Consider the following 21,833-nt stretch of genomic DNA (forward strand, 5'->3'; position numbering starts at 1 on the left):
TTTTCACAAAGCGCTCCTGTGGAGGATATCCATCACTGTAGGGGAGGCAACCATAAAGCGTTATATCCCTTTCGGGCTGAGAGGTTCAGCCTGAGTGCATAAAAAAAGACCCTGAGTTATCAGGGCCTTTTCAATATTCTGTTCTTAGAACGGGATATCGTCGTCGAAATCCATCGGCGGCTCGTTATATACCGGCGGCGCAGATTGCGGCTGCTGGGCAGGACGGCCATAACCGCCTTGCGGCTGCATGTTCTGCTGCGGAGCCGGTGCCGAGCGCTGCTGATTCATCGGCTGCTGGGCAGGCATGCTCTGCTGCGGCTGACCCCAGTTACCCTGGGATTGGCCACCCATGTTCTGGCCCATACCCTGGCCGCCTTGCGGACGACCACCCAGCATCTGCATCACGCCAGTGAAGCTGTCGACCAGCACTTCAGTGGTGTAGCGCTCCTGGCCGCTCTGATCCTGCCATTTGCGGGTCTGCAGTTTGCCTTCCACATAGACCTGGGAGCCCTTCTTCAGGTACTCGCCAGCCACTTCGGCCAGCTTGCCCATGAAGACGACGCGATGCCATTCGGTACGCTCTTTCTGCTCACCGGTCTGCTTGTCGCGCCAGGTTTCAGAGGTAGCCAGAGTAATGTTGGTCACAGCACCGCCACTCGGCATGTAGCGTACTTCCGGGTCTTGCCCGAGGTTACCGATCAGAATGACTTTATTGATGCCTCGACTGGCCATAATCTCTCTTCCACCTTATTTACCGGCCAGGTCGAAACCTGGTCCTACACGACTAGATACCTGATTAGTTGCTGTGTGCGGGGCGCAATGTCCCGCAGACGCATGTGACGGTCATAGTAACAGTTGCGAAGCGGATTGGCAGCATCCTTAACCGGCTTGATGCGCCAAAGGTAACTGTTGGATCCTGCTGTAGTGATGGTCGGGTTGCAGCTGTTTCCGGCGCGTCCGGCATCACATTTCTGCCATATATTCCTGTTATGCTGGCTGATTGGCGAATTGTAATCGGTTTTTAAATCGACTAAAAACATATGGTTACGATATTTATGAGATCCATTCTCATACTTTTTTAATATTGTGCTCCCATACCTCCTTGGTAGACTCAGTCGGCCAGATTAGGTGGTTTACAGGTTCAAGGAAGAGCACACAATGAAAGCCGCATGCCCGATCGCACTGGTCACTGAAAATAATGTGCAGGCCAGCACATTTGCTGCATACCTCATCTCTCATTTGAGCCGTCCCGTCCAGCTCATCCACGAGATTAATCAGCTAGATAACCAGTGTGACGGCACGCTGTTTCTCATCGATCTCGACTATATCCGCTCCGGCCAGTCGCTGGGCTGGAACCGGGTGATCTCCGAGCGTTTTGGCATGGCGACGACCGTGCTGCTCAATGCTCCCACTGCGACGGATCGCGACCTGTTGCTGATGTGGCCGCAGATCTGCGGTCTTTTTTTCCGTCAGGATCCGCTCGACCGGCTGGTTGCCGGATTGCAGAAAATTCTGCTGGGCGAGTACTGGATGCCGCGCCACCTGTTGTGCGAGCTGGTCGAATACTATCGCCAGGGCAATAGCTACCTGCTGCGTAACGACACCCTGCTGACTGCCAGAGAGCAGGAGATCATCCGCTATCTGATGACGGGCGCTTCCAATGTCGAGATCGCTGACAGCCTGTTTGTCAGCGAGCATACCGTCAAATCCCACCTCTATAACGTCTTTAAAAAGCTGAATGTGAAGAACCGGATCCAGGCGGTGAGCTGGGCCAAAGAGTATCTCGATGTATCGGATTCCCACTGATGAAAGCGCTCTCTCTGGTGTGCTGCCTCGCGCTGGTCTGGGGCTGCACGACTGCTGTGGCGGCCGAGGCCGATGCACCGCTGGAGTCGGTGCAGCCGGAGCAGGAGAGTGATCGGCTGGATGTGGATGGTCTGGTACTGGATCGCACCTTTACCCGCTTTGGTCAGGGCTTTTATAACGAATTTACCCGGTTGCGCAGTGATGAAGACCCGGATGCCAGAGAAAATCTGACGATTCATGAGCGCCCGACGGCCCGGTGGGGCAGCCTGATCTGGATCACCCATAACCGCAAGGTGATTTTTAAAACCGCACTCTCTCCCGGCCGCAATCAGCAGGAGCAGAGTGCCAAACTGGCTTGGTCACAGGTCAGGCAGACCCTCGAACAGCAGAAGATAGCGACCCTGTTCATGGATACCTTCGATTTGGAACATGATGAACTATAAGGATATTTCTCATGCGTGCCCGATTATGGCTAGTTGCAGCCCTGATAGCACCAGCGCTCCATGCGTCGGAACTTGTCTATCGCCCCGTCAACCCCAGCTTTGGGGGTAACCCTCTCAACAGCAGTCATCTGCTTGGCACCGCCAATGCGCAGAATGACTACAAGGATCCCGCCAGTGGCAGCGGTAGCAGCGGCACCTCGGCGCTGGATCGCCTGACCTCCAACCTGCAATCCCGCTTGATCAGCCAGTTGCTGGCCGATATCGGCAAGGATGGCAGCCAGAGCGGCAGTCTGGTGACCGATGATTTTGCCATCAATGTGGTGGATGAAGATGGCACCCTGGTGGTCTCGATCACCGACCGGGTGACCAACCAGACCACCATGATCGAAGTGAATGGCCTGATTGCCGACTGAGGGCGCGATGAAACGACAACTGTTATTGATAGTGCCCCTGCTTGCGCTGGCTGGCTGTGCGACCCATATCGGTTCCCCCGTTGCCGATGAGAAGGCGACCCTGATGCCACGCTCCATCTCCTACAAGGAGCTGATCAGCCTGCCCAAGCCAAAAGGGAAAATTGTTGCAGCCGTCTATGATTTTCGCGATCAGACCGGTCAGTACCTGCCTGCACCGGCGTCCAATTTTTCCACGGCGGTCACCCAGGGCGGGGTGGCCATGCTGAGCACGGCCTTGTGGGATTCCCAATGGTTTGTACCGCTGGAGCGTGAGGGGCTGCAGAACCTGCTGACCGAGCGCAAGATTGTGCGGGCGGCCCAGAATAAACCCAATGTTCCCGGCAACAACGCCAATCAACTGCCCTCGCTGGTTGCCGCCAACATCCTGATCGAGGGGGGCATCGTCGCTTATGACAGCAATGTGCGAACCGGCGGGGCGGGGGCCAAGTATTTCGGCATCGGCGCCAGCGGGGAGTATCGGGTCGATCAGGTGACGGTCAATCTGCGTGCCGTCGATATCCGTTCCGGTCGGATCCTTAATAGTGTCACTACCTCCAAGACCGTACTGTCGCAACAGGTGCAGGCCGGGGTATTCCGCTTCGTCGAGTACAAGCGCTTGTTGGAGGCCGAGGCCGGTTTCAGCACCAATGAACCGGTACAGATGTGTGTTATGTCGGCTATCGAGTCCGGGGTGATCCGGCTGATTGCCAATGGCGTACGGGACAATCTGTGGCAACTGGCCGATCAGCGGGATATCGACAATCCGATCCTGCAGGAGTACCTGCAAGACAACGCCCCGCTGCTTTGAGTTTTCCTGCTCTCGCAATGCCCTCCCTGGTGGAGGGCATTTTTTTGGTTTCCATCGAGTACGGCTTAAGACTTTCTGCTCAGCCCCCGGGCGGCGCTTTTCATCCTCGAATCAGCGGAGTGCCTGATAGGCCGCCTCTTGTCTGGCAGAGATACTGTGGGCGTTTTCCAACAAGGCGATGGCGCGATGAAACACCTGTTGAGTGCTCTCTTTTTTCTGCTGATGTCGGGCGCCCCGCAACTCGCCGCAGAGCCTGCCGTCTTCGATGAGTTGGCGATGGCAAGCGAGCTGGATTCCGGTCTGCAGAACGATGGGAATCAGGCGCAGTTGTGGCAACTCGGTAGTGAGCAGCAGCTGCACCTCACCCAGCAAGGGGATCTGAATCAGGCGCGCCTGCTGCAACAGGGTTGGGCCAATGAGTTGGCACTCTCCCAGGTGGGAGATGAGAACTGGGTCAATGGCGCGCAACTGGGTGAGGGCAATAGCGCCGAGCTCTATCAGGCGGGCATCAATAACCGGATTTGGCTGCTGCAACAAGGCAGCGGCAATGAAGCCTGGATCAGTCAGCAAGGGGCAGACAATCAGGCCCGGGCGATCCAGCTGGGTGATGGTAATCAGGCCAGCATCGAGCAAAACGGGTATGGATTGGCGGCAACCGTTATTCAGACGGGTGCCAATCAGCAAGTGAATGTCGTTCAAACCAACTGAGCCTAGGCTCAACCATTAGCACGAGAGGGAAATCATGTTTAAACGTACCATTATTGCCTCGGCAGTTCTTCTGGCGACCAGCACCGCTTGGGCGGCATCTACTGGCAACGACGCTTATGTCACGCAGTTTGGCGATACCAACAAGGCAACCGTTAACCAAGTGGTGTCTAGTGTGGATAACCGGGCTGATATCTATCAAGAAGGTGAAAACAACGAAGCGTTGACCACCCAGGAAAATACCGGTAGCTCGGTAGCCAATACCAGCCAGGTCGGCACTAGCAATAGCGGCGTAGTGCTGCAATCGGGAAATACCAATCTCTCCACCGCAACCATTGACACCAACGGAAGCCGGAACAGGGCAAGTGTTACCCAGCAGATCGACAATGGCAGCGCTACCGCCACAATTAACCAAGGGGCTGCCGGCAGCGATGCCAACGACAACAGTGCCACTATCGGACAGAACGATGCCGATCAAGCCAGCTCGGTGATTAACCAGCTTTCAAATGGTAACACGGCCACCATTGACAACTATTGGTCAGACTTTGCCGAGGCAACCGTTACCCAGCAGGGGGATGGTGGGCATACCGCCACAGTCTTCCAAAGCGCTTCGGATGGTGCCAATGTCGAGGTAACTCAGGAGGGGGCAGGTCAAACCGCCACCGTTTATCAGAATACCGAAAACTATGGTAATCTCGCCGCCGAGGGCACCAGCGCCAGCGTAGTGCAGCGCGGCGAGCTCAATACGGCTTTAGTCGGTCAGTTCGACCAAAATAACGTAGCGCAGGTCACGCAGGTGGCTGAGCGCGGACAGTATACCCTGACCCAGCGAGGCTCGGCCGATAATCAGGGTAACCGGGCTGTTGGTTATCAGGCAGGAACCAGCGAGACAGCAACGGTGGCCCAAACCGGTAACAGCAACGACGCAAACACTTATCAAGTCGGGAACGGCAACACCACCGAGGTGGCCCAGACCGGCGATGATAACGTTGCCGATGCTGGTCAGTATGGTAGCAACTCCCTGGTGACCCTGACCCAGGAGGGCGATGGCAACTATGCAGTCGGCGTTACCTCTGGTGGAGACGATAACATCGCCACGGTCAGCCAGACCGGCGATGGCCACATTGGGTATGCGGTCGCTTATGGTCAAGGTAACAAGGTGACCGTGACCCAAACCGGGCTCGACAATGCAGCGTATGCATCTGGCGGTGGCACCAATAACACTGTCACTGTGACCCAGAGCGACAGCGGTAACTACGCGTTTGCCAACTCGAGCGGAACAGGTAACCAGATCCTGGTCACTCAGGGTCAGTAACCATGATGTTAACCAAGGGCCTGCGGGCCCTTTTTTTATTATTGTGGGTCGCTGGGCTGATGTGTGGAGCTTCAGATGCCGTTTGCGAGGATCATCAAATGGACATGGCCCTTAACCTCAATGTGACTCAACACGCTCAGGGGGTCTCACTGGCTCCGACGCTGCTCAGCGATCACGATGTGACGGTGAGCTTCAGGTTGCTGGTGCGCAGCAAGGGGGCGGGGGGCAGCAGCACCCAGAGCCAACGTCGAACCCTGTCACTGGCAGCCGGGCAAATGCGCGATGCCGGCAATGCCACCTTGTCGTTGCGTTGCCCCTATCAGGTCGAGATAACGGCTGAGGTTTGGCAAAACGGGCAACGGTTGTTGCAAAAAAGCGAGTCGCTGACGTGCCCTGTGTGATTGTGTGTTCGCTTAAAAGCTGTCTATTCATCCAGTAGTCTCTATGCCATACTGACTCGCTCAGGTTTCTGTATCGAGCGTGCAACAAGATGGAAAAGATCGTGGTCCGGGGTGCTCGCACCCACAACCTCAAGAACATCAATCTGACCCTGCCCCGCGACAAGCTGATCGTGGTCACCGGTCTCTCAGGTTCGGGCAAATCCTCTCTGGCGTTCGATACCCTCTATGCCGAGGGGCAGCGCCGCTATGTGGAGTCCCTCTCCGCCTATGCCCGCCAGTTTCTCTCCCTGATGGAGAAGCCGGACGTCGACCATATCGAGGGGCTCTCGCCCGCCATTTCCATCGAGCAGAAGTCCACTTCCCACAACCCGCGCTCGACCGTCGGCACCATTACCGAAATCTACGACTACCTGCGTCTGCTGTTCGCCCGGGTCGGTGAGCCGCGCTGCCCGACCCACGCCATTCCGCTCGCCGCCCAGACCATCAGCCAGATGGTGGATCAGGTGCTGGCTCAACCGGAGGGGAGCAAGCTGATGCTGCTGGCCCCGGTGGTGCGCGATCGCAAGGGGGAGCACACCAAGCTGCTGGAGAATCTGGCGGCCCAGGGCTACATCCGTGCCCGTATCGACGGCGAGGTGTGCGATCTCTCAGATCCTCCGACTCTGGAGCTGCACAAGAAGCACACCATCGAGGTGGTGGTGGATCGCTTCAAGGTGCGCGAGGATCTGGCGCTGCGTTTGGCCGAGTCGTTCGAGACGGCGCTGACCCTCTCTGGCGGCATCGTACTGGTGGTACCGATGGACGGTGAAGAGGGGGTTGCCCCCATGACCTTCTCCGCCAACTTCGCCTGCCCGGAGTGCGGCTACTCCATGTCGGAGCTGGAGCCGCGCATCTTCTCCTTCAACAACCCGGCCGGAGCCTGCCCGACCTGCGATGGCCTCGGGGTGCAGCAATATTTCGATCCGGCCAAGGTGATCGGCGATCCGGCCATCAGTCTGGCCAACGGCGCGATTCGCGGCTGGGACAAACGCAGCTTCTACTACTTCCAGATGCTGAAATCCCTCTCCGAGCACTACAAGTTCGATCTGGAGACGCCGTGGGAGGATCTGCCGGTCAAGACTCAGGAGGTGATCCTGCGCGGTTCCGGTCGTACCGAGATCGAGTTCCGCTACATGAACGACCGCGGCGACGTGGTGGTGCGCAAGCACCCGTTCGAGGGGATCCTGCACAACATGGAGCGGCGCTACCGAGAAACCGAGTCCAACTCGGTGCGTGAAGAGCTCTCCAAATACATCGCCAACAAATCCTGTACCAGCTGCGGTGGCAGCCGACTGCGGGAAGAGGCGCGTCACGTCTTCGTCGACAACCGCAACCTGCCGGCCATTGCCGAGCAGTCCATCGGCGATGCGCTCGCCTTCTTCGAGGGGCTTAACCTCACTGGCCAGCGCGCCCAGATTGCCGAGAAGATATTGAAAGAGATCGTCGAGCGGCTCGGCTTCCTGGTGAACGTCGGTCTCAACTATCTGAGCCTGTCCCGCAGTGCCGAGACCCTCTCAGGCGGCGAAGCGCAGCGCATCCGACTGGCCAGCCAGATCGGGGCCGGGCTGGTGGGCGTCATGTACGTACTGGACGAGCCCTCCATCGGTCTGCATCAGCGCGACAACGAGCGGTTGCTCAAGACCCTCACCCATCTGCGCGATCTCGGCAACACGGTGATCGTGGTGGAGCACGACGAGGATGCCATTCGCCTCGCCGACCATGTGCTGGATATCGGCCCGGGGGCGGGTGTACACGGTGGCGAGATTGTTGCGCAGGGCACCCCCCAGCAGATTATCGACAATCCGGAATCGCTGACCGGTGACTACCTCTCCGGTCGCAAGCAGATTGCCATTCCGGCCGAGCGCACGCCGCTCACCGGCAAGTGGTTGAAACTCAAGGGGGCAAGCGGCAACAACTTGCGCAACGTCAATCTTGATCTGCCGATCGGGGTGATGACCTGCGTCACTGGCGTCTCTGGCTCCGGCAAGTCGACCCTGATCAACGACACCCTGTTCCGCATCGCTCATCGCGAGCTCAACAAGGCCACCGAGTCCACCCCGGCACCCTATCGCAGCGTCGAGGGGCTGGAGCATCTGGACAAGGTGGTGGATATCGACCAGAGTCCCATCGGTCGTACCCCGCGCTCCAACCCGGCCACCTATACCGGTTTGTTCACTCCGATCCGCGAGTTGCTCTCCGGCACCCAGGAGGCGCGTTCGCGCGGCTACCAGCCGGGCCGCTTCTCCTTCAACGTGAAGGGAGGGCGCTGCGAGGCGTGCCAGGGGGATGGGGTCATCAAGGTGGAGATGCACTTCCTGCCGGATGTCTACGTGCCGTGTGACGTCTGCAAGGGCAAGCGCTACAACCGCGAGACCCTGGAGGTGAAATACAAGGGCAAGAACATCCACGAGATCCTCGAGATGACGGTGGAGGACGCCCGCGAGTTCTTCGATCCGGTGCCGGCGGTGGCGCGCAAGCTGCAAACTCTGATGGATGTGGGCCTCTCCTATATCCGGCTTGGCCAGTCGGCCACTACCCTCTCGGGCGGCGAGGCGCAGCGGGTCAAGCTGGCGCGCGAGCTCTCCAAGCGGGATACCGGTCAGACCCTCTACATACTGGATGAGCCGACCACCGGGCTGCACTTCCACGACATCCAGCAATTGCTCAAGGTGCTGCACCAGTTGCGGGATCGCGGCAATACCATCGTCATCATCGAGCACAATCTGGATGTGGTTAAAACTGCCGACTGGATCGTCGATCTGGGGCCAGAGGGAGGCGCCGGTGGTGGCCGTATTCTGGTGACGGGGACGCCGGAAGAGATTTGCACCAATAAAGAGTCTCATACAGCTCGTTTTTTGCGCCCGCTATTGACGCGATAAGTCGTTATAATCGAAGGGGCCTTTGGCCCCTTTTTTACTATGAATATCGGACATATGAAGGGGCAGCTCGTGTGAGGTGGGTTGGCTGGGTATCACGACATCATGGTAATGGATATATCAGGTTATGGCTCAGGCTCCGCGCACGATTGATCATCAGTTGGCTTACTCCATGTTCCCCATCTGGCTGGGGGCTATCCTGCTGCTATTGTTCCTGCTGGCATGGGCCCAGATCCCGGCGGCCACCCGGATTGAAGAGCAGCGCATGAAGGATCACCTGCTGCGCGTGAGCCGGGTGGTGCAGTCCGATGTCGCAGCTCTGGATGCATTCAGTCGGGATTGGGGCATCTGGGATGATAGCCACCGCTTTATAGGCAACAGGAACAGGATGTACATCGAATCCAATCTGTTCAACGACATGCCAATGCGGGATTTCAGCCTCAACCTGATGAGCTTTATGGATCTCGGGGGGCACGAGATCTGGACCCGTACCCTGCTGCCCGATGCGCCCGGGATCAATCCTGATCAGTTTCCCTATTTCCTCGACGAGCTGAAAAAACAGCTCAAAGAGCAGTCTATGGCGCAGGGTGGGGCCAACCTGCATGGCATCCGAGCCTCCCAGTGGGGGCCATTGATGTACTCCTGGCAGCCGATCAGAAACAGTGACGGCTCTGCGCCGTTCAACGGTTTTTTGCTGGTGATGCGTTGGCTCGACACCGCTTATCTCGAGCAGGTATCGGAGCGAACCGAGCTGCCTCTGGCGATTTCCCACGCCAATCTGGATGTCACCGCTACCTTCAAACCGCTGAAACCGCAAATAACCTATCGCCTGATTGACCTTGGGCTCACCCGGCTCAGGGGGGAGGTGCGATTGCTCAACAGCGATAACCAGCCGGTGCTGACTCTGGTGATTGAGGAGGAGAGAAAGATCTTGAGTGGCGTCATGGAGGGGGCGCTCTGGACCTTTATCGGCATGCTGTTTATCAGTTTTATCTGCGTCATGATCGCCATGTATCGGCTCAATAGCATTGTGCTTACCCCGTTGCAGCAGCTGGTGTCGGCGCTGCAACGCTTTGGCGATCGGCCAGATGCCAATTTGATCCCGTTTATCGACAGCAGTGCCGAAATGGCGACCCTGAGCGGCAAGTTCAAGGAGATGGCCAGCAAGGTCAGTCAGCAACACGATGATTTGTTGGAAAAATCCAGCCAGATGGAGATGGCTGCATTCACCGACCCCTTGACCCGTTGCTTCAATCGTCGCTATCTCGATGGCTGGTTGCAGGCTAACGGAGCCAAGTCTTGTCTGCTGTTGCTGCTGGATCTGGATCATTTCAAACGGATCAATGATCGCTTGGGCCATGACATCGGGGATCTGGTGTTGAAACAGTTGGCTGATTTGTTACGCAAGGTGGTAGCAGGGGAGCGCGAGCCGATCATCCGGTTGGGCGGGGAGGAGTTCTTGTTGCTGCTACAAGTGGATGATGAGCAAGAGTTGGCGCTGCGGGTCGAATATCTGCGACAGCGGGTGGCTCAACACCGCTTTGGCAAAGAGGATGCACCACTCTGGTTGACGGTATCGCTGGGATTCTGCCGCTATCCGTTGCACCCGGAGTGCCCGGATTCATTCTGGAGTCACAGCTTCAAACTGGCGGACATGGCGCTGTATCAGGCCAAAGTCGGCGGGCGAAATCGGTGGTGTGGCTACGCTGGTAGCCTCTCTGCGGAGGGAATTGGCCAGACTCCGGAACAGCTTGCCGAAGGGGGGCATATCACCCTGCTGCACTCTGTCAATCCGGATTAACCCTGCCGTACCAATACCAGATAGGCCAGGGCGACAATAAAACCGAGCAGGATAAAGAGAAAGGATCCGATCCCCCAAACGGCCGCGAGAAAAGCCCCCACCTTTTGCCATTTCGACTCATTTTTCATAAATAAACCATTACTTCCCAGTAACTTGCATGGCGCAAAAAATACGCTGATTTGCCCATATTAACAACAATTAATAGCCACTCTGCCGAGCGATAAGGTGTGGTTTGCTTGCTTGTTTTGGCGCTAAAAGCGGTTGGTCACAACCTGTCGAAACAGGCATTCCGGCTTGTTGTCTGGGGACTCAAGGATATTGGGATGGCGCGCAAAGATGCCACACCAATCAATTTATTTCCACGCAACCTTTGCTTCAAGTCAATAACCTTGCATTTACAAGGGCATATAGTCAGCGGGCTTACAGCATCAAATGAAAACAAAAAAAGGGATTACGTGATGAAAAAATTACTTCCTCTGATGATTGCCGCTGCAGTGACCTCTCCTTTCGCCATGGCCCATCAGGCTGGTGATATTCTGGTTCGTGGTGGTTTGGCTATCGTTTCTCCTCAGGAGAGCAGTGATGATGTGCTTAACACTGGTGAGTTTCAGATTGATAGCAATCAACAGCTTGGCTTGACCCTCGGGTATATGATTACCGACAACTGGGGTGTTGAGTTGCTGGCTGCAACCCCGTTCTCCCATCGTGTGAGCACTGCTGGATTGGGGAAAATTGCCAAGGTTAAGCATCTGCCACCCACATTGATGGCCCAGTACTATTTTGGCGATACCAAGAGCAAGGTTCGCCCGTATATTGGTGTGGGCGTGAACTACACCACTTTCTTTGATGAAAAAGCGGTCGGAGCATTGGCACAGCTGGGTGATGTCAATGTGAGCCTGGATGATTCATGGGGTCTGGCTGGGCAGGTTGGTATCGATATGGCGATCACTGACCGCTGGTTTGTGAATGGCTCGGCCTGGATCATGGATATCGATACAGATGTGAATGTCGATGTTAATGGCAGCCGTGCTGCAACCATTAAGACTAACATCGACCCGATGGCCTTTATGGTGGGTGTTGGCTACCGCTTCTAATGATTCTGACTGCGGTTCTGAACGGACCGCGGAAGATAGCAAAGTGCGTCTCTTTCAGCCCGGCTTGTGTCGGGCTTTTTTGTCTCCGCGATTGTCGCTGATTGTGATCCAGCCCGATACAAAACAATTAAATACCCAAGCCTGGTTTCAGTAATTAGCGACCCCTGCCGATAATGACTATGTTCACTTTACCTTCCCCCAATGAGTGAGGATGTCTCCATGGGTTTATCTATCGTGCAGCGGATCATCGCCGGATTCGTGTTGATGCTGCTGTTGCTGATCCTGCTTGGTGTGATCAGTACCTTTAAAATCAAGGGTATAAATGACGGCCTCTCTGCCGTATCTGACCGGGCAACCCCGCTGGTGGTGGCTGTCGCAGGTCTCAAGGGGGCACTGCAGGATAGCAACCGCTGGGTGCTGGTCTACCGCACCAGTGAAGATGCCGCCCAGTTGCCGCAGCTGGCCAATCAGTTCAAGGAGCAGCAGAACCGCTTCGCCCAGCTGAGTCAGGAGATGGGTAAATTTACCGATGTAGCGGATGCTCGTGCCCGCTTCCAGCAGGTCGAGAGTGCTACCACCCAATTTTATGGCTTGGCGGATCAGGTGTTGGCCCAGCATCGGCAGTGGGTCAGCGCGCTGGAGCAGCGCCACAAGCTGGAGATGGAATTTATCCGCCTTGAGGATACCTACCAGTGGGCGGCAGATCTGCTGCTGCAACAGACCGCCAGCAAACGCTCCATGCGCAACAAGGCGGAGCTTATTACCTCGGGTATCGCTCGCGATCTGAAGAATATTCGCCGTGCCGATGCCAAAACCGACCTGAACGAGCTGGAAAAGGTACTCAGCAAGGATATAGAGATGGCACGCAAGCGTCTGGAGCGGGTGCTGGTGCCTGATGATGTGAAAGCGCGCTTTGTCTCCAATCTGGATCGGATGCAGGAGCTGGCGCTTGGCGCTCAGGGCTTGTTGGCGACCATGCGTCAGGCTCAGCAACTGGCGCTGTCGCTGGCCACGCAAAATCAGCATTTGGATGCCAGTCTGGTCAACAGCCTCAATTTGCTCGATGAGATGGGCAAGTCTGCCGGAGCCATCGCCAGCGATAGCCGAATCAACGCCGATGCGGCGGTCAGCAGTGCCAGCTTCTGGATCCTGGTGGTTGCCGCGATGTCGGCCGCTGCGGCGCTGGTGATCGGCTATACCACGGCGCGCAGCATTCAGCGCCCGTTGCAGATGATCAACAAGGAGCTCGATTACATGGCGGCCGGTGATATGACCCGCCGCATCAACTACCGCAGCAGTTGCGAATTTGGCAGCCTTTCCCGCTCTATCGATACGCTGGCGGGCAAGACCGGTGAGCTGCTCTCTCAAATCAATGCAGGCTCCCGCCATCTGGTGGATGAGGCGAGCCGCGCCGCCGAGATCAGCGAACGGGCCATGTCCCGGGTGCAAGAGCAGAAGAGCCAGACCGATCAGGTCGCTGCTGCCATCACCGAACTTGAAGTGAGTGCGACCGAGGTTGCGCGCTCCACCGATGGGACAAAGCGCGAGGTGGATCTGGCGGATGAAGAGGCCCGCAGTGGCCGCCAGAAAGTGGCTACTACCCGCCGAATTACCGAGCAACTGGCCGGTGCCATGGAGGAGGCCGTTGGCATCACCTACAAGCTGGGCGAATTCAGCAACAACATCGGCAGCATTCTCGATGTGATCCGCAGCATCGCCGAGCAGACCAACCTGCTGGCCTTGAACGCCGCCATCGAAGCGGCCCGTGCTGGCGATGCTGGCCGCGGTTTCGCGGTGGTGGCCGATGAGGTGCGGGCGCTGGCCAATCGCACCCAGACTTCGACCGAAGAGATCCAGGGGATGATTGAGAACCTGCAGAGCTCCAGCAAGCATGTGGTTGAAGTGATGGGGCGTAGCCAGGAGCAGACCCAGAGCTGTGTCGAGCAGACTCGCGAGATGGATGTGGCGCTGCAATCCATTGCCGATCGGATGGGGGCCATCAAATCGATGGCTGATCAGGTGGCCCATGCCGCTCAGGAGCAGATCTCCGTCAGTCAGGGGGTCGCTCGTCATATCGCCGGTATTGCCGATGTGGCTACGAGACGGAGCGCGAGGCGCGCGAATCCGCCAGCAGCAGCGAAGTGCTGGCCGACCTGGTCGCCAAACAGCAGCAATTGATCGCACATTTCAAGGTCTAGGAGGGCTTATGTCTAAAAAGTGGATTGGAGCCCTGAGTCTCCTGTTGTGTGGCCAGCTGATGGCCAGCGAGCTGGTGATTGAAAGCTGGCGAACCGATGACAAGGCGTTGTGGGAGCAGAAGATTATCCCGGCGTTTGAAGCGGCGCATCCCGGCATCAAGGTGAGTTTTCATCCGGTGCAGAACGTCAACTACATGCCCACTCTGTGGGAGAGCCTGAAAGGCGGTAAGGCGGGGGATCTCATTACCTGTCGTCCGTTTGATGACTCGCTCGCCCTGTTCAAGGCGGGCCATCTGGCCGAGCTGACCGAAATGGCAGGGATGGAGAACTTTCCGAGTTTTGCCCAGTCACCCTGGCAGACCGATTCCGGTGCCCAGACTTTCTGCGTGCCGATGGCCTCGGTGATCCATGGCTTCTTCTATAACAAGAAGATCTTCAGTGAGTTGGGGCTCACCTTGCCGCAAACCCGCGATCAGTTCTTTGCCGTGCTGGACAAGATCAAGGCCGACGGGCGCTATGTGCCGCTGGCCATGAGCGGTTCCGAGAGCTGGGTTGCCTCCGAACTGGGGTTCCAGAATATTGGTCCCAATTACTGGAAAGGGGAAGATGGTCGTCTGGCGTTGATTGGCGGGCAGGAGCGGTTGGACAACCCCCAATATGTGAAGGTGTTCGACGAGCTGGCCCGCTGGCGTTCCTACCTCGGTGAGGGTGGCGAGAGCCGTGATTATGCGACCAGCAACGAGCTGTTCACTTCGGGCAAGGCCGCCTTCTACGTGGCGGGCTCCTGGGAGATTGCTCCCTTCACCGGCAAGGTCGATTTTGGCGTCATGCGCCCGCCGGTGGCCAAACAGGATGATGGCTGTTTCTTTACCGATCACACCGATATCGGTATGGGGATGAACCCGGCCAGCAAGAATAAAGAGGGGGCAATGGCTTTTCTGCAGTGGCTGACGACGCCGCAATTTGCCGAGCTCTATACCAACTCGCTGCCGGGATTCTTCTCCCTCTCCAACCACTTCTTCGATGTCACCAATCCGGCGGCCAAAGAGATGATGGAGTGGCGCGATCAGTGTGACTCGACCATTCGGGTGGCGACACAGATCCTCTCCCGTGGTACGCCCAAGTTGGGGGATGAACTGGCAGAGGTGAGTCAGGCTGTGCTGCTTGGCAAGATGGAGCCCAAAGCTGCCGCTGATCGACTGGAAAGTGGCTTGAAGGGCTGGTATGCCCCTCATCAGGGCAACAAGGCCAAGAGCGCGGATTGTCAGTGTGATGCTGTTGCCCCTGCTCCTGCTCCTGCTTCGGCTTCAGCGCCAGCGACTGAGGTGTCCGCAGCCCCCGCGACCAGTGAAACATCGGCCGTGGTGGCACCAGCTGTGACTTCCGCAGAACCCGCATCAGCGGTTGCGGCCCCATTACCGGCGCAATCGGATGAGGTAGAGCAGGCGCTCTCCAACGAGTTGGAAGCGCCACAGCAGCCACAGCAATAGGTCATCGGCATCAATAAGAGCGGGAGGCATCAGCCTCCCGTTTTTTTATGGCTCGCGGCCAGCATGTATCGCTTTATTGTGCTTCGTGGGGCCAGCGGCAGAGGCTGCCGATCCGGGCTACCGGGGCAAACCCCAGAGAGCGGTAAATGCGCTGGGCATGGTAGTGCTCGTCGGCCACTATGATCAGCTGTTTGGCACGGGACAATCCTGCGCGAGCCACTTGACTCAGCAGCTGGCGGCATAACCCCTGGTTGCGCCACACATGGTGCGTGCGTACCAACTGGAAGCGCCCAAGTGTGCCGCAAAAGAAGAGGCCGCAGCTGGCGACCAGCTGCCCCTCTTGCCAGATCCCCCACCAGTCCCCGAGACCATCGGCAATCATGGCCTGATAGAGCGCCTGGCGGGATCGCAGATAGGGAAGATAGCTCTGTTCCGAGTGTCCCTCATCCCGTTCATGGAGTTCGAAGTCGAGCCACTCAGGCCAATCAGCAGTGGTGAAGGTACGTGCCTCAACCTTGTTCATGTCGCCGTGCGGGGGTGGGCAACTCTGTTCATCCAGCGCCAGCACCACGCACTCCATATATTGGTATCCCGTTGCGACAAAACCGGCGATCCGGCTGTTTTGTCCGGCCGCCAGTGGCCATTGGAAGGTGCGGTGGCGCACTCGAGGATCCTGGCCGATCAGCTGATCAAATGTGGCTTCCAGCCAGCCTTTGTCACGGTCGCTGGGTGGGTTGGGGAGTAGCAGGTAGTTGCCGAAGTAGTAATCGGGAGCATCCGGCGTGCGAACCGCCCAGAACTGATCGTGCTGAACAACCTCGCCCTGATAGCGATCGAACAGCAAGTCGGTGGCAAAGCCGGGGTGGGTATCCATGATGGTGCTCCTGCAAAGACTCATTCTATTATCGGCAGGAGTGGGAAATAGATGAAAAGGGGCCGGAGAAACCTCCGGCCAAACAATCACACGCAGATTCAGAACGTCCAGGACGATCTGCCCCCATCATAACTCGACTGGGGCAATTTTGGGATGGGCACTTTTCGGTTACGTACCGTTAATTTTGTAAATATGAAGTTCGTCAGATCGGATGTGAGGTAAATCCCTGTTGACTTTGTGTCGTTTTGCCCATAAATATAAAGACGTTTAGACGTCCAAACATCCGTTTTGACGTAGGCAGATGGATTGCAGGACAGGGAGAAGAGCATATGGGATTTCACAGTGCACGTCAGGTTGAGGCGCTCAACCAGAGCTTGGCAGATTTGAATGGCGATATATCGGTCAGTTTCGAGTTTTTTCCGCCCAACAGTGAAGGGATGGAGAATACCCTCTGGCAGTCCATCGAACGGCTGAAAGTGCTGGAACCCAAGTTCGTCTCCGTCACCTATGGCGCCAACTCCGGCACCCGTGATCGCACCCACAAGGTGATCAAGGACATCAAGGAACGGACAGGCCTGATTGCGGCGCCGCACCTGACCTGTATCGATGCCAGTCGCGATGAGCTGCGCACCATCGCCCGCGACTACTGGAACAGCGGTATTCGTCATATCGTGGCTCTGCGCGGTGATTTGCCGCAGGGGTTGGAGAAGCCGGATATGTATGCCACCGATCTGGTTGCCCTGCTCAAGTCAGAGGCGGACTTCGATATCTCGGTTGCCGCCTATCCGGAAGGGCACCCGGAGGCCAAGAGTGCGCAATCCGACCTGCTCAACCTCAAGCGCAAGATCGATGCCGGCGCCAACCGTGCTATCACCCAGTTCTTCTTCGATGTGGAAACGTATTTGCGCTTTCGGGATCGCTGCGCCGCCATCGGTATTGATGCTGAAATCGTGCCGGGGATCCTGCCGGTCTCCAACTACCAGACCCTGGCCAAGTTTGCCGGTTTTACCAACGTGAAGATCCCGCGCTGGATGCATCAGCGTTTCGAGGGACTGGATAACGATCAGATGACCCGTAATCTGGTGGGGGCGAGTATCGCCATTGATCAGGTGCGCGTGCTGAGTCAGGAAGGGGTGAAGGATTTCCACTTCTATACCCTGAACCGCTCGGAGCTGACTTATGCCATCTGCCATACTCTGGGGGTTCGTCCCAAGGGTTGACCGGTGGTCACCGCGATAAAAGCAAAAAGCCAATGAGTTGCTCATTGGCTTTTTCGTTATGGCTGATTATCAAGGTCTGGTCGGGGCGATCTCTTTTGGCTCAAGATCGATAACTGCATTACCGGCAGCCCCCGGATACTGGCGATAGACCTGATCCTGCTCCAGTGTGTAGAAGGTATCCAGATAGTCGTCGTTATTGGTCATCCAGGAGTCGGGCAGTGCCTTGACGATGCGACCGCCGAGATCGAGGAAGGGCAGGGCTTCCGGCACGCCACCCGCAGTAAAGCCGAGTTTGAGAGCTTCAATCAGCAGGGCGCTCAGCTCCTTGTAGTTGACGTTGTCATCCTGCTCCATCATCACCACATCGACGGCACCCCAGCGATAGCGATCCCAGTAAACCAGGATCTGGTTGGGGGTGTAGTCTGTGTTGTCATAGTCGAGGTAGGGCATGTCGACAATATCGACCACTGGTTCATCCCGGCTGGGATTGACCCCTGCGACCACTGCATACACTTCGGCTGCGCCGAGCAGCCAGGGCTCCTGATCATCCTTCAGTCTGATCTTTTTCAGGATACTGGTCTTGAGCGGCGCCGTGCTGGCCGCCACTCGCGGAGCGCTTTGCAGATCCGCATTGGCCAGCGCCTTGCGCATCACCTTCAAGCCTGCGTTCTTGGCTTTGACGGGATCGGCTTCGACTACCAGAACCGGCCGGGCCGGTGCCTTGTCCACATCCAGATAGACGGGATTGCCAGCGCTGTCGAACGCTTCAATGGCGCTCCAGCTCCTCTCATCTCCACTTGGAACATAGGCGACCAGCGGTTCGACACCCTGTTGCAGTGCGGCGGCCTGATCGGTGTTGGCCAGTCGCAACTGCATCAGTTGCTTGACCTCGCCATCCAGTCCTTGCCGGCTGATGGCCGCCTGGTTGGCATCGCTCGCCTGCCGTTTAAGCCGTGGGCTGGCCTTCTGCAGCAGGTTGGGAAGCGGGCTCTGGTATTGCTGATTGCTCAGCAGGGGCAGCAGGTTTTTCTGCTGAAGTGCGAGCTGGCGAGCCAGCTCTCGATCTGTATCGGCAGCCTGGACGCTCGTAGCACCCAGTATGGCCAGTAGTAACAAGACAGCCTGATTTTTCATTTTTATACTCCGTTGAATGGAACCTGACAGGGCACCATGTCCGGGAAGATTGGTGCCCTGACGCCACTAGAAGGAAATTAGTTTCACTTGTGAATCATTTTATGTGGATAGTGTGCAGAGGTTTACGGTTTGAGGTTCAATTGATTCCTTTGTCGATATAATTGGAACTGATAGATAGCCAGACCAATCAGCAGACCCCAGCAGGCTGCCGCGATGCCGAGCAGGCTGATCCCGGACGCGGTAATAATAAAGGTGAGCAGCGCAGCTTCTCGCGCTTCATCCTCTTGCAAGGCCGAGTGCAGGCTGCTGCCGATGGTGCCTAACAGGGCCAAACCAGCGACGCAGGTGACAAGGGCTGCTGGAAAGGCGCTAAACAGGGCCGCGACGGTTGCGCCGAAGCAGCCGGTCAGGAGATAAAAGCAACCCGCCCATACCGCAGCTGGCCAGCGGCGCTTGGTATCCGAGTCGACCTCTTTGCCCATGCAGATGGCGGCAGTGATGGCGGCCAGATTGAAGGCATAGCCGCCAAAAGGGGCGAGCAGCAGGCCAGTCAGGCCAGTCCAGCTGATCAGCGAGGAGGTGGAAGGCTGATAGCCATGGGCCCGCAAGATGGCAATTCCCGGCATGTTTTGCGATGTCATGGTGACAATGAACAGCGGCAGCGCGATACCAAACAGAGCATCAAGGGAGAAGGCTGGCCATGTCCAGACCGGGCTGGCGAGTTGCCAGTGAAGGGTGCCCATTTGCAAATCCCCCCGCACGCTGCAGATCAGCATCCCCACTCCCAGTACCAGCACCATGGTATAGCGGGGCCAGAGATGACGACCCAGCAGGAAGGCCAGCAGCAGGGGGCCAAGCAACAAGGGGTCTTGCGGGGCGACCTTGAACAGATCCAGCCCGAATTTGAGCAGCACGCCAGCCAGCATGGCGGCGGCCAGTGGAGCCGGGATATGTTTCATCAAACGGTCGAACCAGCCGCTGATGCCACACAGAGTGATCAGCAGGGACGAGATCACAAAGGCGCCGATGGCTTCCGCCAGAGTGAAGTTGCCCAGTGTGGTGATCAGCAGTGCCGCGCCCGGGGTGGACCAGGCGGTTAGTATGGGTATGCGGTAATAGAGAGAGAGGGCTATGCAGCTCACCCCCATGCCGATCCCCAGCGTCCAGAGCCAGGAGGCGACTTGAGCAGTATCAGCACCCGCTGCCGTGGCGGCCTGGATGATCAGGATGACGGAGCTGGTGTAGCCGACCATTACGGCGATTAAGCCTGCGACCAGATGGGGGATGGCGAAAGGCATGACTCTTCCTCTTGGCGTTGTGACGCGCTGTGCGTTATTACGTACAATACAGCTTTGACTATATCGCTGTGCGCTATAGCGCACAAGGCGCATCGTGCAAGAGTAATAAAGAGGCAGTTATGCAAGAGATGAGTCAGCATCTGGCTGCTCGACTGAAGGGGCTGCGCAGCGAGCGCGGCTGGAGCCTGGATGCCGCCGCACGCGAAACGGGTGTCAGCAAGGCGATGCTGGGGCAGATTGAGCGGGGAGAGTCCAGCCCAACGGTGGCGACGCTGTGGAAGATAGCCACCGGTTTTCGAGTCTCATTTTCCAGTTTCATTGAGCCCACACCAGCCGTGCAGGAGGAGGTGCTCTATCGCACCGCCGATGCCATTCGCCAGCAGCCAGCGGGAGAGGGCATGCAAGTGGCCCCCCTCTTCCCTTATGAAAACCGGTTTGGTTTCGAGTTGCTTGAGCTGACCCTGTTGCCGGGTTACCAGCGTGAATCCGAGCCCCATGAGCCGGGAGTGACCGAGCATGTCATCGTCATCAGCGGCATGATGGAGGTGCTGGTGGAAGGGGAGTGGCGTTCATTGGTGCAAGGGGAGGCAGTGCGTTTTGCTGCCGACCGTCCCCACGGTTATCGCAATCTGGGCATAGCCCCGGCGATTTTCCACAACCTCATCCACTATCCGGTGGCAACACCCTGAACATGTTCCGCAGTCATCAACACGGTCGACCATCTGCTCTGGGGCGGATCAGTATCGGGGTATAGACCCAGACAAACAGACCATAGGCAGCGATCCAGGCAAGCGCGCTGAGGTTCCAGCCATGCAGGGTATAAGCAGGCCAGAACAGCGGAATCGCCACCCGCATTGTGGCGGCAGCGATAACCAGGGCGAATGCGCCAGTGATCCTGCGTCCTACCTGCAAGGCCCGACCGCTATGGCCGAGGGAGACTCGCGCAATCATGCCCAGGATCATGGTGCCCATACAGCCTGCGCTGAGCAGGTGACTGGCCATCGACAACGTGATGGGCAGACCCGCGCTATGTGCCGCAAGGGCGAGCAGGCCAAGAGGGATAAACAGATAGGCGAGATGGAGTGACCACAGCAGGGGATGCGCAAGGGTCGATGGCAGATGCCAACGCAGTTGCCGCCACAGATGCAAACTCGCCGCCACTATATAGAGAGGCACTATATATATGCTGGTGACCCATTGAGTGGGGAGTAGCAACCTGCAGAGCAATATAAGCCACAGTGCCGCGAGCGCCGCCCGTTCCAGCCAGAGCTGAGGTGCAGCTTTCTCCTGATCGGTTGCCCGGGCGGTGAAGAACGGAATCACCCTTCCACCCATCACGGCGATCAGGGTGGTAAACAACAGCACAGTCGTGATCAGCAGATGCTCAACGGTGGTCCACTCTTTATGCCATAACCAGCTGGCGCCATTGAGCAGGGTCAGTATCAGCAACAGGGGCACGAAGAAGAGGTTGCGCCATTGCCGGGTTATCAAGATCGGCTTGGCAAGGAACCAGGCGCAAAGCGGCAACCAGAGCAGGTCTGCCACCATCAGGAGCGTATTCTCCTCACCCAGCCAGGGTAACAAGGTCCTTGGCAACATCCACAACCCCACCACCATTGCCAATGGCCAGCTCCGAACACCGGGATGGGCCGTCCAGTTCTGCACCGCGGTGAGCAGAAAACCCGCAACGATGGCAGCCCCGAAACCAAACAGCATCTCATGACCATGCCACCAGATCGGGTTGGCAATCCCTGGCAAGGTTAGCCAACCGTTGAGCTGCCCCAGCCAGAGCAACATAGCGATGGCAGCAAACAGAGCCCCGAATAAGAAGAAGGGTCGGAACCCCAGGCGGAACAGCGGGATGATTTGCTCTTCCTTA

18 protein-coding genes and 1 pseudogene (1 of these 19 only partly in view) are annotated in these 21,833 nt (G+C 57.4%); 14 read left to right on the plus strand and 5 right to left on the minus strand.

Features of this window, described 5'->3' with window-relative positions:
• Positions 1-144: 144 nt before the first annotated feature.
• A complete protein-coding gene (locus ACTG2U_RS15465) occupies positions 145-732 on the minus strand; it encodes a single-stranded DNA-binding protein (protein ID WP_047440186.1) in 588 nt (195 codons plus the stop codon).
• Between the two features lie 426 nt (positions 733-1,158).
• Between ACTG2U_RS15465 and ACTG2U_RS15470 the strand changes: the two genes are divergently transcribed.
• From ACTG2U_RS15470 to ACTG2U_RS15525, 12 genes and pseudogenes are all read left to right on the plus strand, one after another.
• Positions 1,159-1,806, plus strand: a complete 648-nt coding sequence (locus ACTG2U_RS15470; protein WP_439974711.1) for a LuxR C-terminal-related transcriptional regulator — start codon at positions 1,159-1,161, stop codon at positions 1,804-1,806.
• Entirely contained in the window at positions 1,806-2,249 is a 444-nt protein-coding gene (locus ACTG2U_RS15475) for a curli production assembly/transport protein CsgE (RefSeq protein WP_182933399.1), read from the plus strand. The genes ACTG2U_RS15470 and ACTG2U_RS15475 overlap by 1 nt, the downstream gene beginning before the upstream one ends.
• Before the next feature lie 11 nt (positions 2,250-2,260).
• Positions 2,261-2,662, plus strand: coding sequence for a curli assembly protein CsgF (locus tag ACTG2U_RS15480; protein ID WP_042063493.1), 402 nt, complete (start codon positions 2,261-2,263; stop codon positions 2,660-2,662).
• A gap of 7 nt (positions 2,663-2,669) precedes the next feature.
• A complete protein-coding gene (locus ACTG2U_RS15485; protein ID WP_362811815.1) occupies positions 2,670-3,509 on the plus strand; it encodes a CsgG/HfaB family protein in 840 nt (279 codons plus the stop codon).
• Positions 3,510-3,695: 186 nt separating this feature from the next.
• Positions 3,696-4,217: a curlin gene (locus ACTG2U_RS15490; protein WP_058054134.1), complete on the plus strand. Its 522-nt coding sequence runs from the start codon at positions 3,696-3,698 to the stop codon at positions 4,215-4,217.
• Between the two features lie 34 nt (positions 4,218-4,251).
• Complete coding sequence (locus ACTG2U_RS15495) at positions 4,252-5,529, plus strand: curlin (RefSeq protein ID WP_439974712.1); 1,278 nt, start codon at positions 4,252-4,254, stop codon at positions 5,527-5,529.
• A gap of 98 nt (positions 5,530-5,627) precedes the next feature.
• A complete protein-coding gene (csgH, locus tag ACTG2U_RS15500) occupies positions 5,628-5,930 on the plus strand; it encodes a curli-like amyloid fiber formation chaperone CsgH (protein WP_162504353.1) in 303 nt (100 codons plus the stop codon).
• A gap of 89 nt (positions 5,931-6,019) precedes the next feature.
• On the plus strand, positions 6,020-8,848 hold the full coding sequence (gene uvrA, locus ACTG2U_RS15505; RefSeq protein WP_439974713.1) for an excinuclease ABC subunit UvrA: 2,829 nt from the start codon (positions 6,020-6,022) through the stop codon (positions 8,846-8,848).
• Between the two features lie 124 nt (positions 8,849-8,972).
• Positions 8,973-10,646 carry a sensor domain-containing diguanylate cyclase gene (locus ACTG2U_RS15510; RefSeq protein WP_439974714.1) on the plus strand — a complete coding sequence of 558 codons (1,674 nt, stop codon included), beginning with the start codon at positions 8,973-8,975 and terminating at the stop codon, positions 10,644-10,646.
• 458 nt (positions 10,647-11,104) lie between these two features.
• Positions 11,105-11,740, plus strand: a complete 636-nt coding sequence (gene ompW / locus ACTG2U_RS15515; protein WP_439975127.1) for an outer membrane protein OmpW — start codon at positions 11,105-11,107, stop codon at positions 11,738-11,740.
• 219 nt (positions 11,741-11,959) lie between these two features.
• Positions 11,960-13,938, plus strand: a pseudogene (locus ACTG2U_RS15520) (HAMP domain-containing methyl-accepting chemotaxis protein).
• 8 nt (positions 13,939-13,946) lie between these two features.
• A complete protein-coding gene (locus ACTG2U_RS15525) occupies positions 13,947-15,428 on the plus strand; it encodes an extracellular solute-binding protein (RefSeq protein ID WP_439974715.1) in 1,482 nt (493 codons plus the stop codon).
• A 73-nt stretch (positions 15,429-15,501) separates the two neighbouring features.
• On the opposite strand, the gene ACTG2U_RS15530 is transcribed toward ACTG2U_RS15525, so the two are convergent.
• The gene (locus tag ACTG2U_RS15530) at positions 15,502-16,302 is read right to left on the minus strand and encodes a GNAT family N-acetyltransferase (RefSeq protein ID WP_227095344.1); all 801 of its coding nucleotides are present in this window, start codon (positions 16,300-16,302) and stop codon (positions 15,502-15,504) included.
• A gap of 329 nt (positions 16,303-16,631) precedes the next feature.
• Between ACTG2U_RS15530 and metF the strand changes: the two genes are divergently transcribed.
• On the plus strand, positions 16,632-17,522 hold the full coding sequence (metF, locus tag ACTG2U_RS15535; RefSeq protein WP_005340191.1) for a methylenetetrahydrofolate reductase: 891 nt from the start codon (positions 16,632-16,634) through the stop codon (positions 17,520-17,522).
• A gap of 69 nt (positions 17,523-17,591) precedes the next feature.
• On the opposite strand, the gene ACTG2U_RS15540 is transcribed toward metF, so the two are convergent.
• Together ACTG2U_RS15540 and ACTG2U_RS15545 are read right to left on the minus strand one after the other, a co-directional pair.
• A complete protein-coding gene (locus tag ACTG2U_RS15540; RefSeq protein WP_042080935.1) occupies positions 17,592-18,656 on the minus strand; it encodes a DUF3103 family protein in 1,065 nt (354 codons plus the stop codon).
• Between the two features lie 122 nt (positions 18,657-18,778).
• Positions 18,779-19,954, minus strand: coding sequence for a benzoate/H(+) symporter BenE family transporter (locus ACTG2U_RS15545; protein WP_160882373.1), 1,176 nt, complete (start codon positions 19,952-19,954; stop codon positions 18,779-18,781).
• Positions 19,955-20,073: 119 nt separating this feature from the next.
• Here ACTG2U_RS15545 and ACTG2U_RS15550 point away from each other — a divergent pair, with 119 nt between their 5' ends.
• Positions 20,074-20,643 (plus strand): helix-turn-helix domain-containing protein, encoded by a 570-nt coding sequence (locus ACTG2U_RS15550; RefSeq protein ID WP_120416016.1) that lies wholly within the window; start codon positions 20,074-20,076, stop codon positions 20,641-20,643.
• Positions 20,644-20,659: 16 nt separating this feature from the next.
• Here ACTG2U_RS15550 and ACTG2U_RS15555 read toward each other — a convergent pair whose 3' ends face one another.
• Positions 20,660-21,833 carry the 3' portion of an NnrS family protein gene (locus ACTG2U_RS15555; protein WP_439974716.1) on the minus strand. Its footprint extends 23 nt past the window's final position, so only the last 1,174 of its 1,197 coding nucleotides appear in the window; its start codon lies off the right edge, out of view; the stop codon is at positions 20,660-20,662.

The organism is Aeromonas sp. 95A, from assembly GCF_051919235.1.
GTDB lineage: Bacteria > Pseudomonadota > Gammaproteobacteria > Enterobacterales > Aeromonadaceae > Aeromonas > Aeromonas veronii.

Excerpts from the sequence above, each read along its gene's own strand:
- ACTG2U_RS15495 (WP_439974712.1), top strand. The coding sequence starts at position 4,252 with ATGTTTAAACGTACCATTATTGCCTCGGCAGTTCTTCTGGCGACCAGC.
- ACTG2U_RS15470 (WP_439974711.1), top strand. The coding sequence starts at position 1,159 with ATGAAAGCCGCATGCCCGATCGCACTGGTCACTGAAAATAATGTGCAG.
- csgH (WP_162504353.1), top strand. The coding sequence starts at position 5,628 with ATGGACATGGCCCTTAACCTCAATGTGACTCAACACGCTCAGGGGGTC.
- ACTG2U_RS15475 (WP_182933399.1), top strand. The coding sequence starts at position 1,806 with ATGAAAGCGCTCTCTCTGGTGTGCTGCCTCGCGCTGGTCTGGGGCTGC.
- ACTG2U_RS15525 (WP_439974715.1), top strand. The coding sequence starts at position 13,947 with ATGTCTAAAAAGTGGATTGGAGCCCTGAGTCTCCTGTTGTGTGGCCAG.
- ACTG2U_RS15530 (WP_227095344.1), bottom strand. The coding sequence starts at position 16,302 with ATGGATACCCACCCCGGCTTTGCCACCGACTTGCTGTTCGATCGCTAT.
- ACTG2U_RS15490 (WP_058054134.1), top strand. The coding sequence starts at position 3,696 with ATGAAACACCTGTTGAGTGCTCTCTTTTTTCTGCTGATGTCGGGCGCC.
- ACTG2U_RS15510 (WP_439974714.1), top strand. The coding sequence starts at position 8,973 with ATGGCTCAGGCTCCGCGCACGATTGATCATCAGTTGGCTTACTCCATG.
- ACTG2U_RS15480 (WP_042063493.1), top strand. The coding sequence starts at position 2,261 with ATGCGTGCCCGATTATGGCTAGTTGCAGCCCTGATAGCACCAGCGCTC.
- metF (WP_005340191.1), top strand. The coding sequence starts at position 16,632 with ATGGGATTTCACAGTGCACGTCAGGTTGAGGCGCTCAACCAGAGCTTG.
- ompW (WP_439975127.1), top strand. The coding sequence starts at position 11,105 with ATGAAAAAATTACTTCCTCTGATGATTGCCGCTGCAGTGACCTCTCCT.
- ACTG2U_RS15550 (WP_120416016.1), top strand. The coding sequence starts at position 20,074 with ATGCAAGAGATGAGTCAGCATCTGGCTGCTCGACTGAAGGGGCTGCGC.
- ACTG2U_RS15545 (WP_160882373.1), bottom strand. The coding sequence starts at position 19,954 with ATGCCTTTCGCCATCCCCCATCTGGTCGCAGGCTTAATCGCCGTAATG.
- ACTG2U_RS15485 (WP_362811815.1), top strand. The coding sequence starts at position 2,670 with ATGAAACGACAACTGTTATTGATAGTGCCCCTGCTTGCGCTGGCTGGC.
- ACTG2U_RS15465 (WP_047440186.1), bottom strand. The coding sequence starts at position 732 with ATGGCCAGTCGAGGCATCAATAAAGTCATTCTGATCGGTAACCTCGGG.
- uvrA (WP_439974713.1), top strand. The coding sequence starts at position 6,020 with ATGGAAAAGATCGTGGTCCGGGGTGCTCGCACCCACAACCTCAAGAAC.
- ACTG2U_RS15540 (WP_042080935.1), bottom strand. The coding sequence starts at position 18,656 with ATGAAAAATCAGGCTGTCTTGTTACTACTGGCCATACTGGGTGCTACG.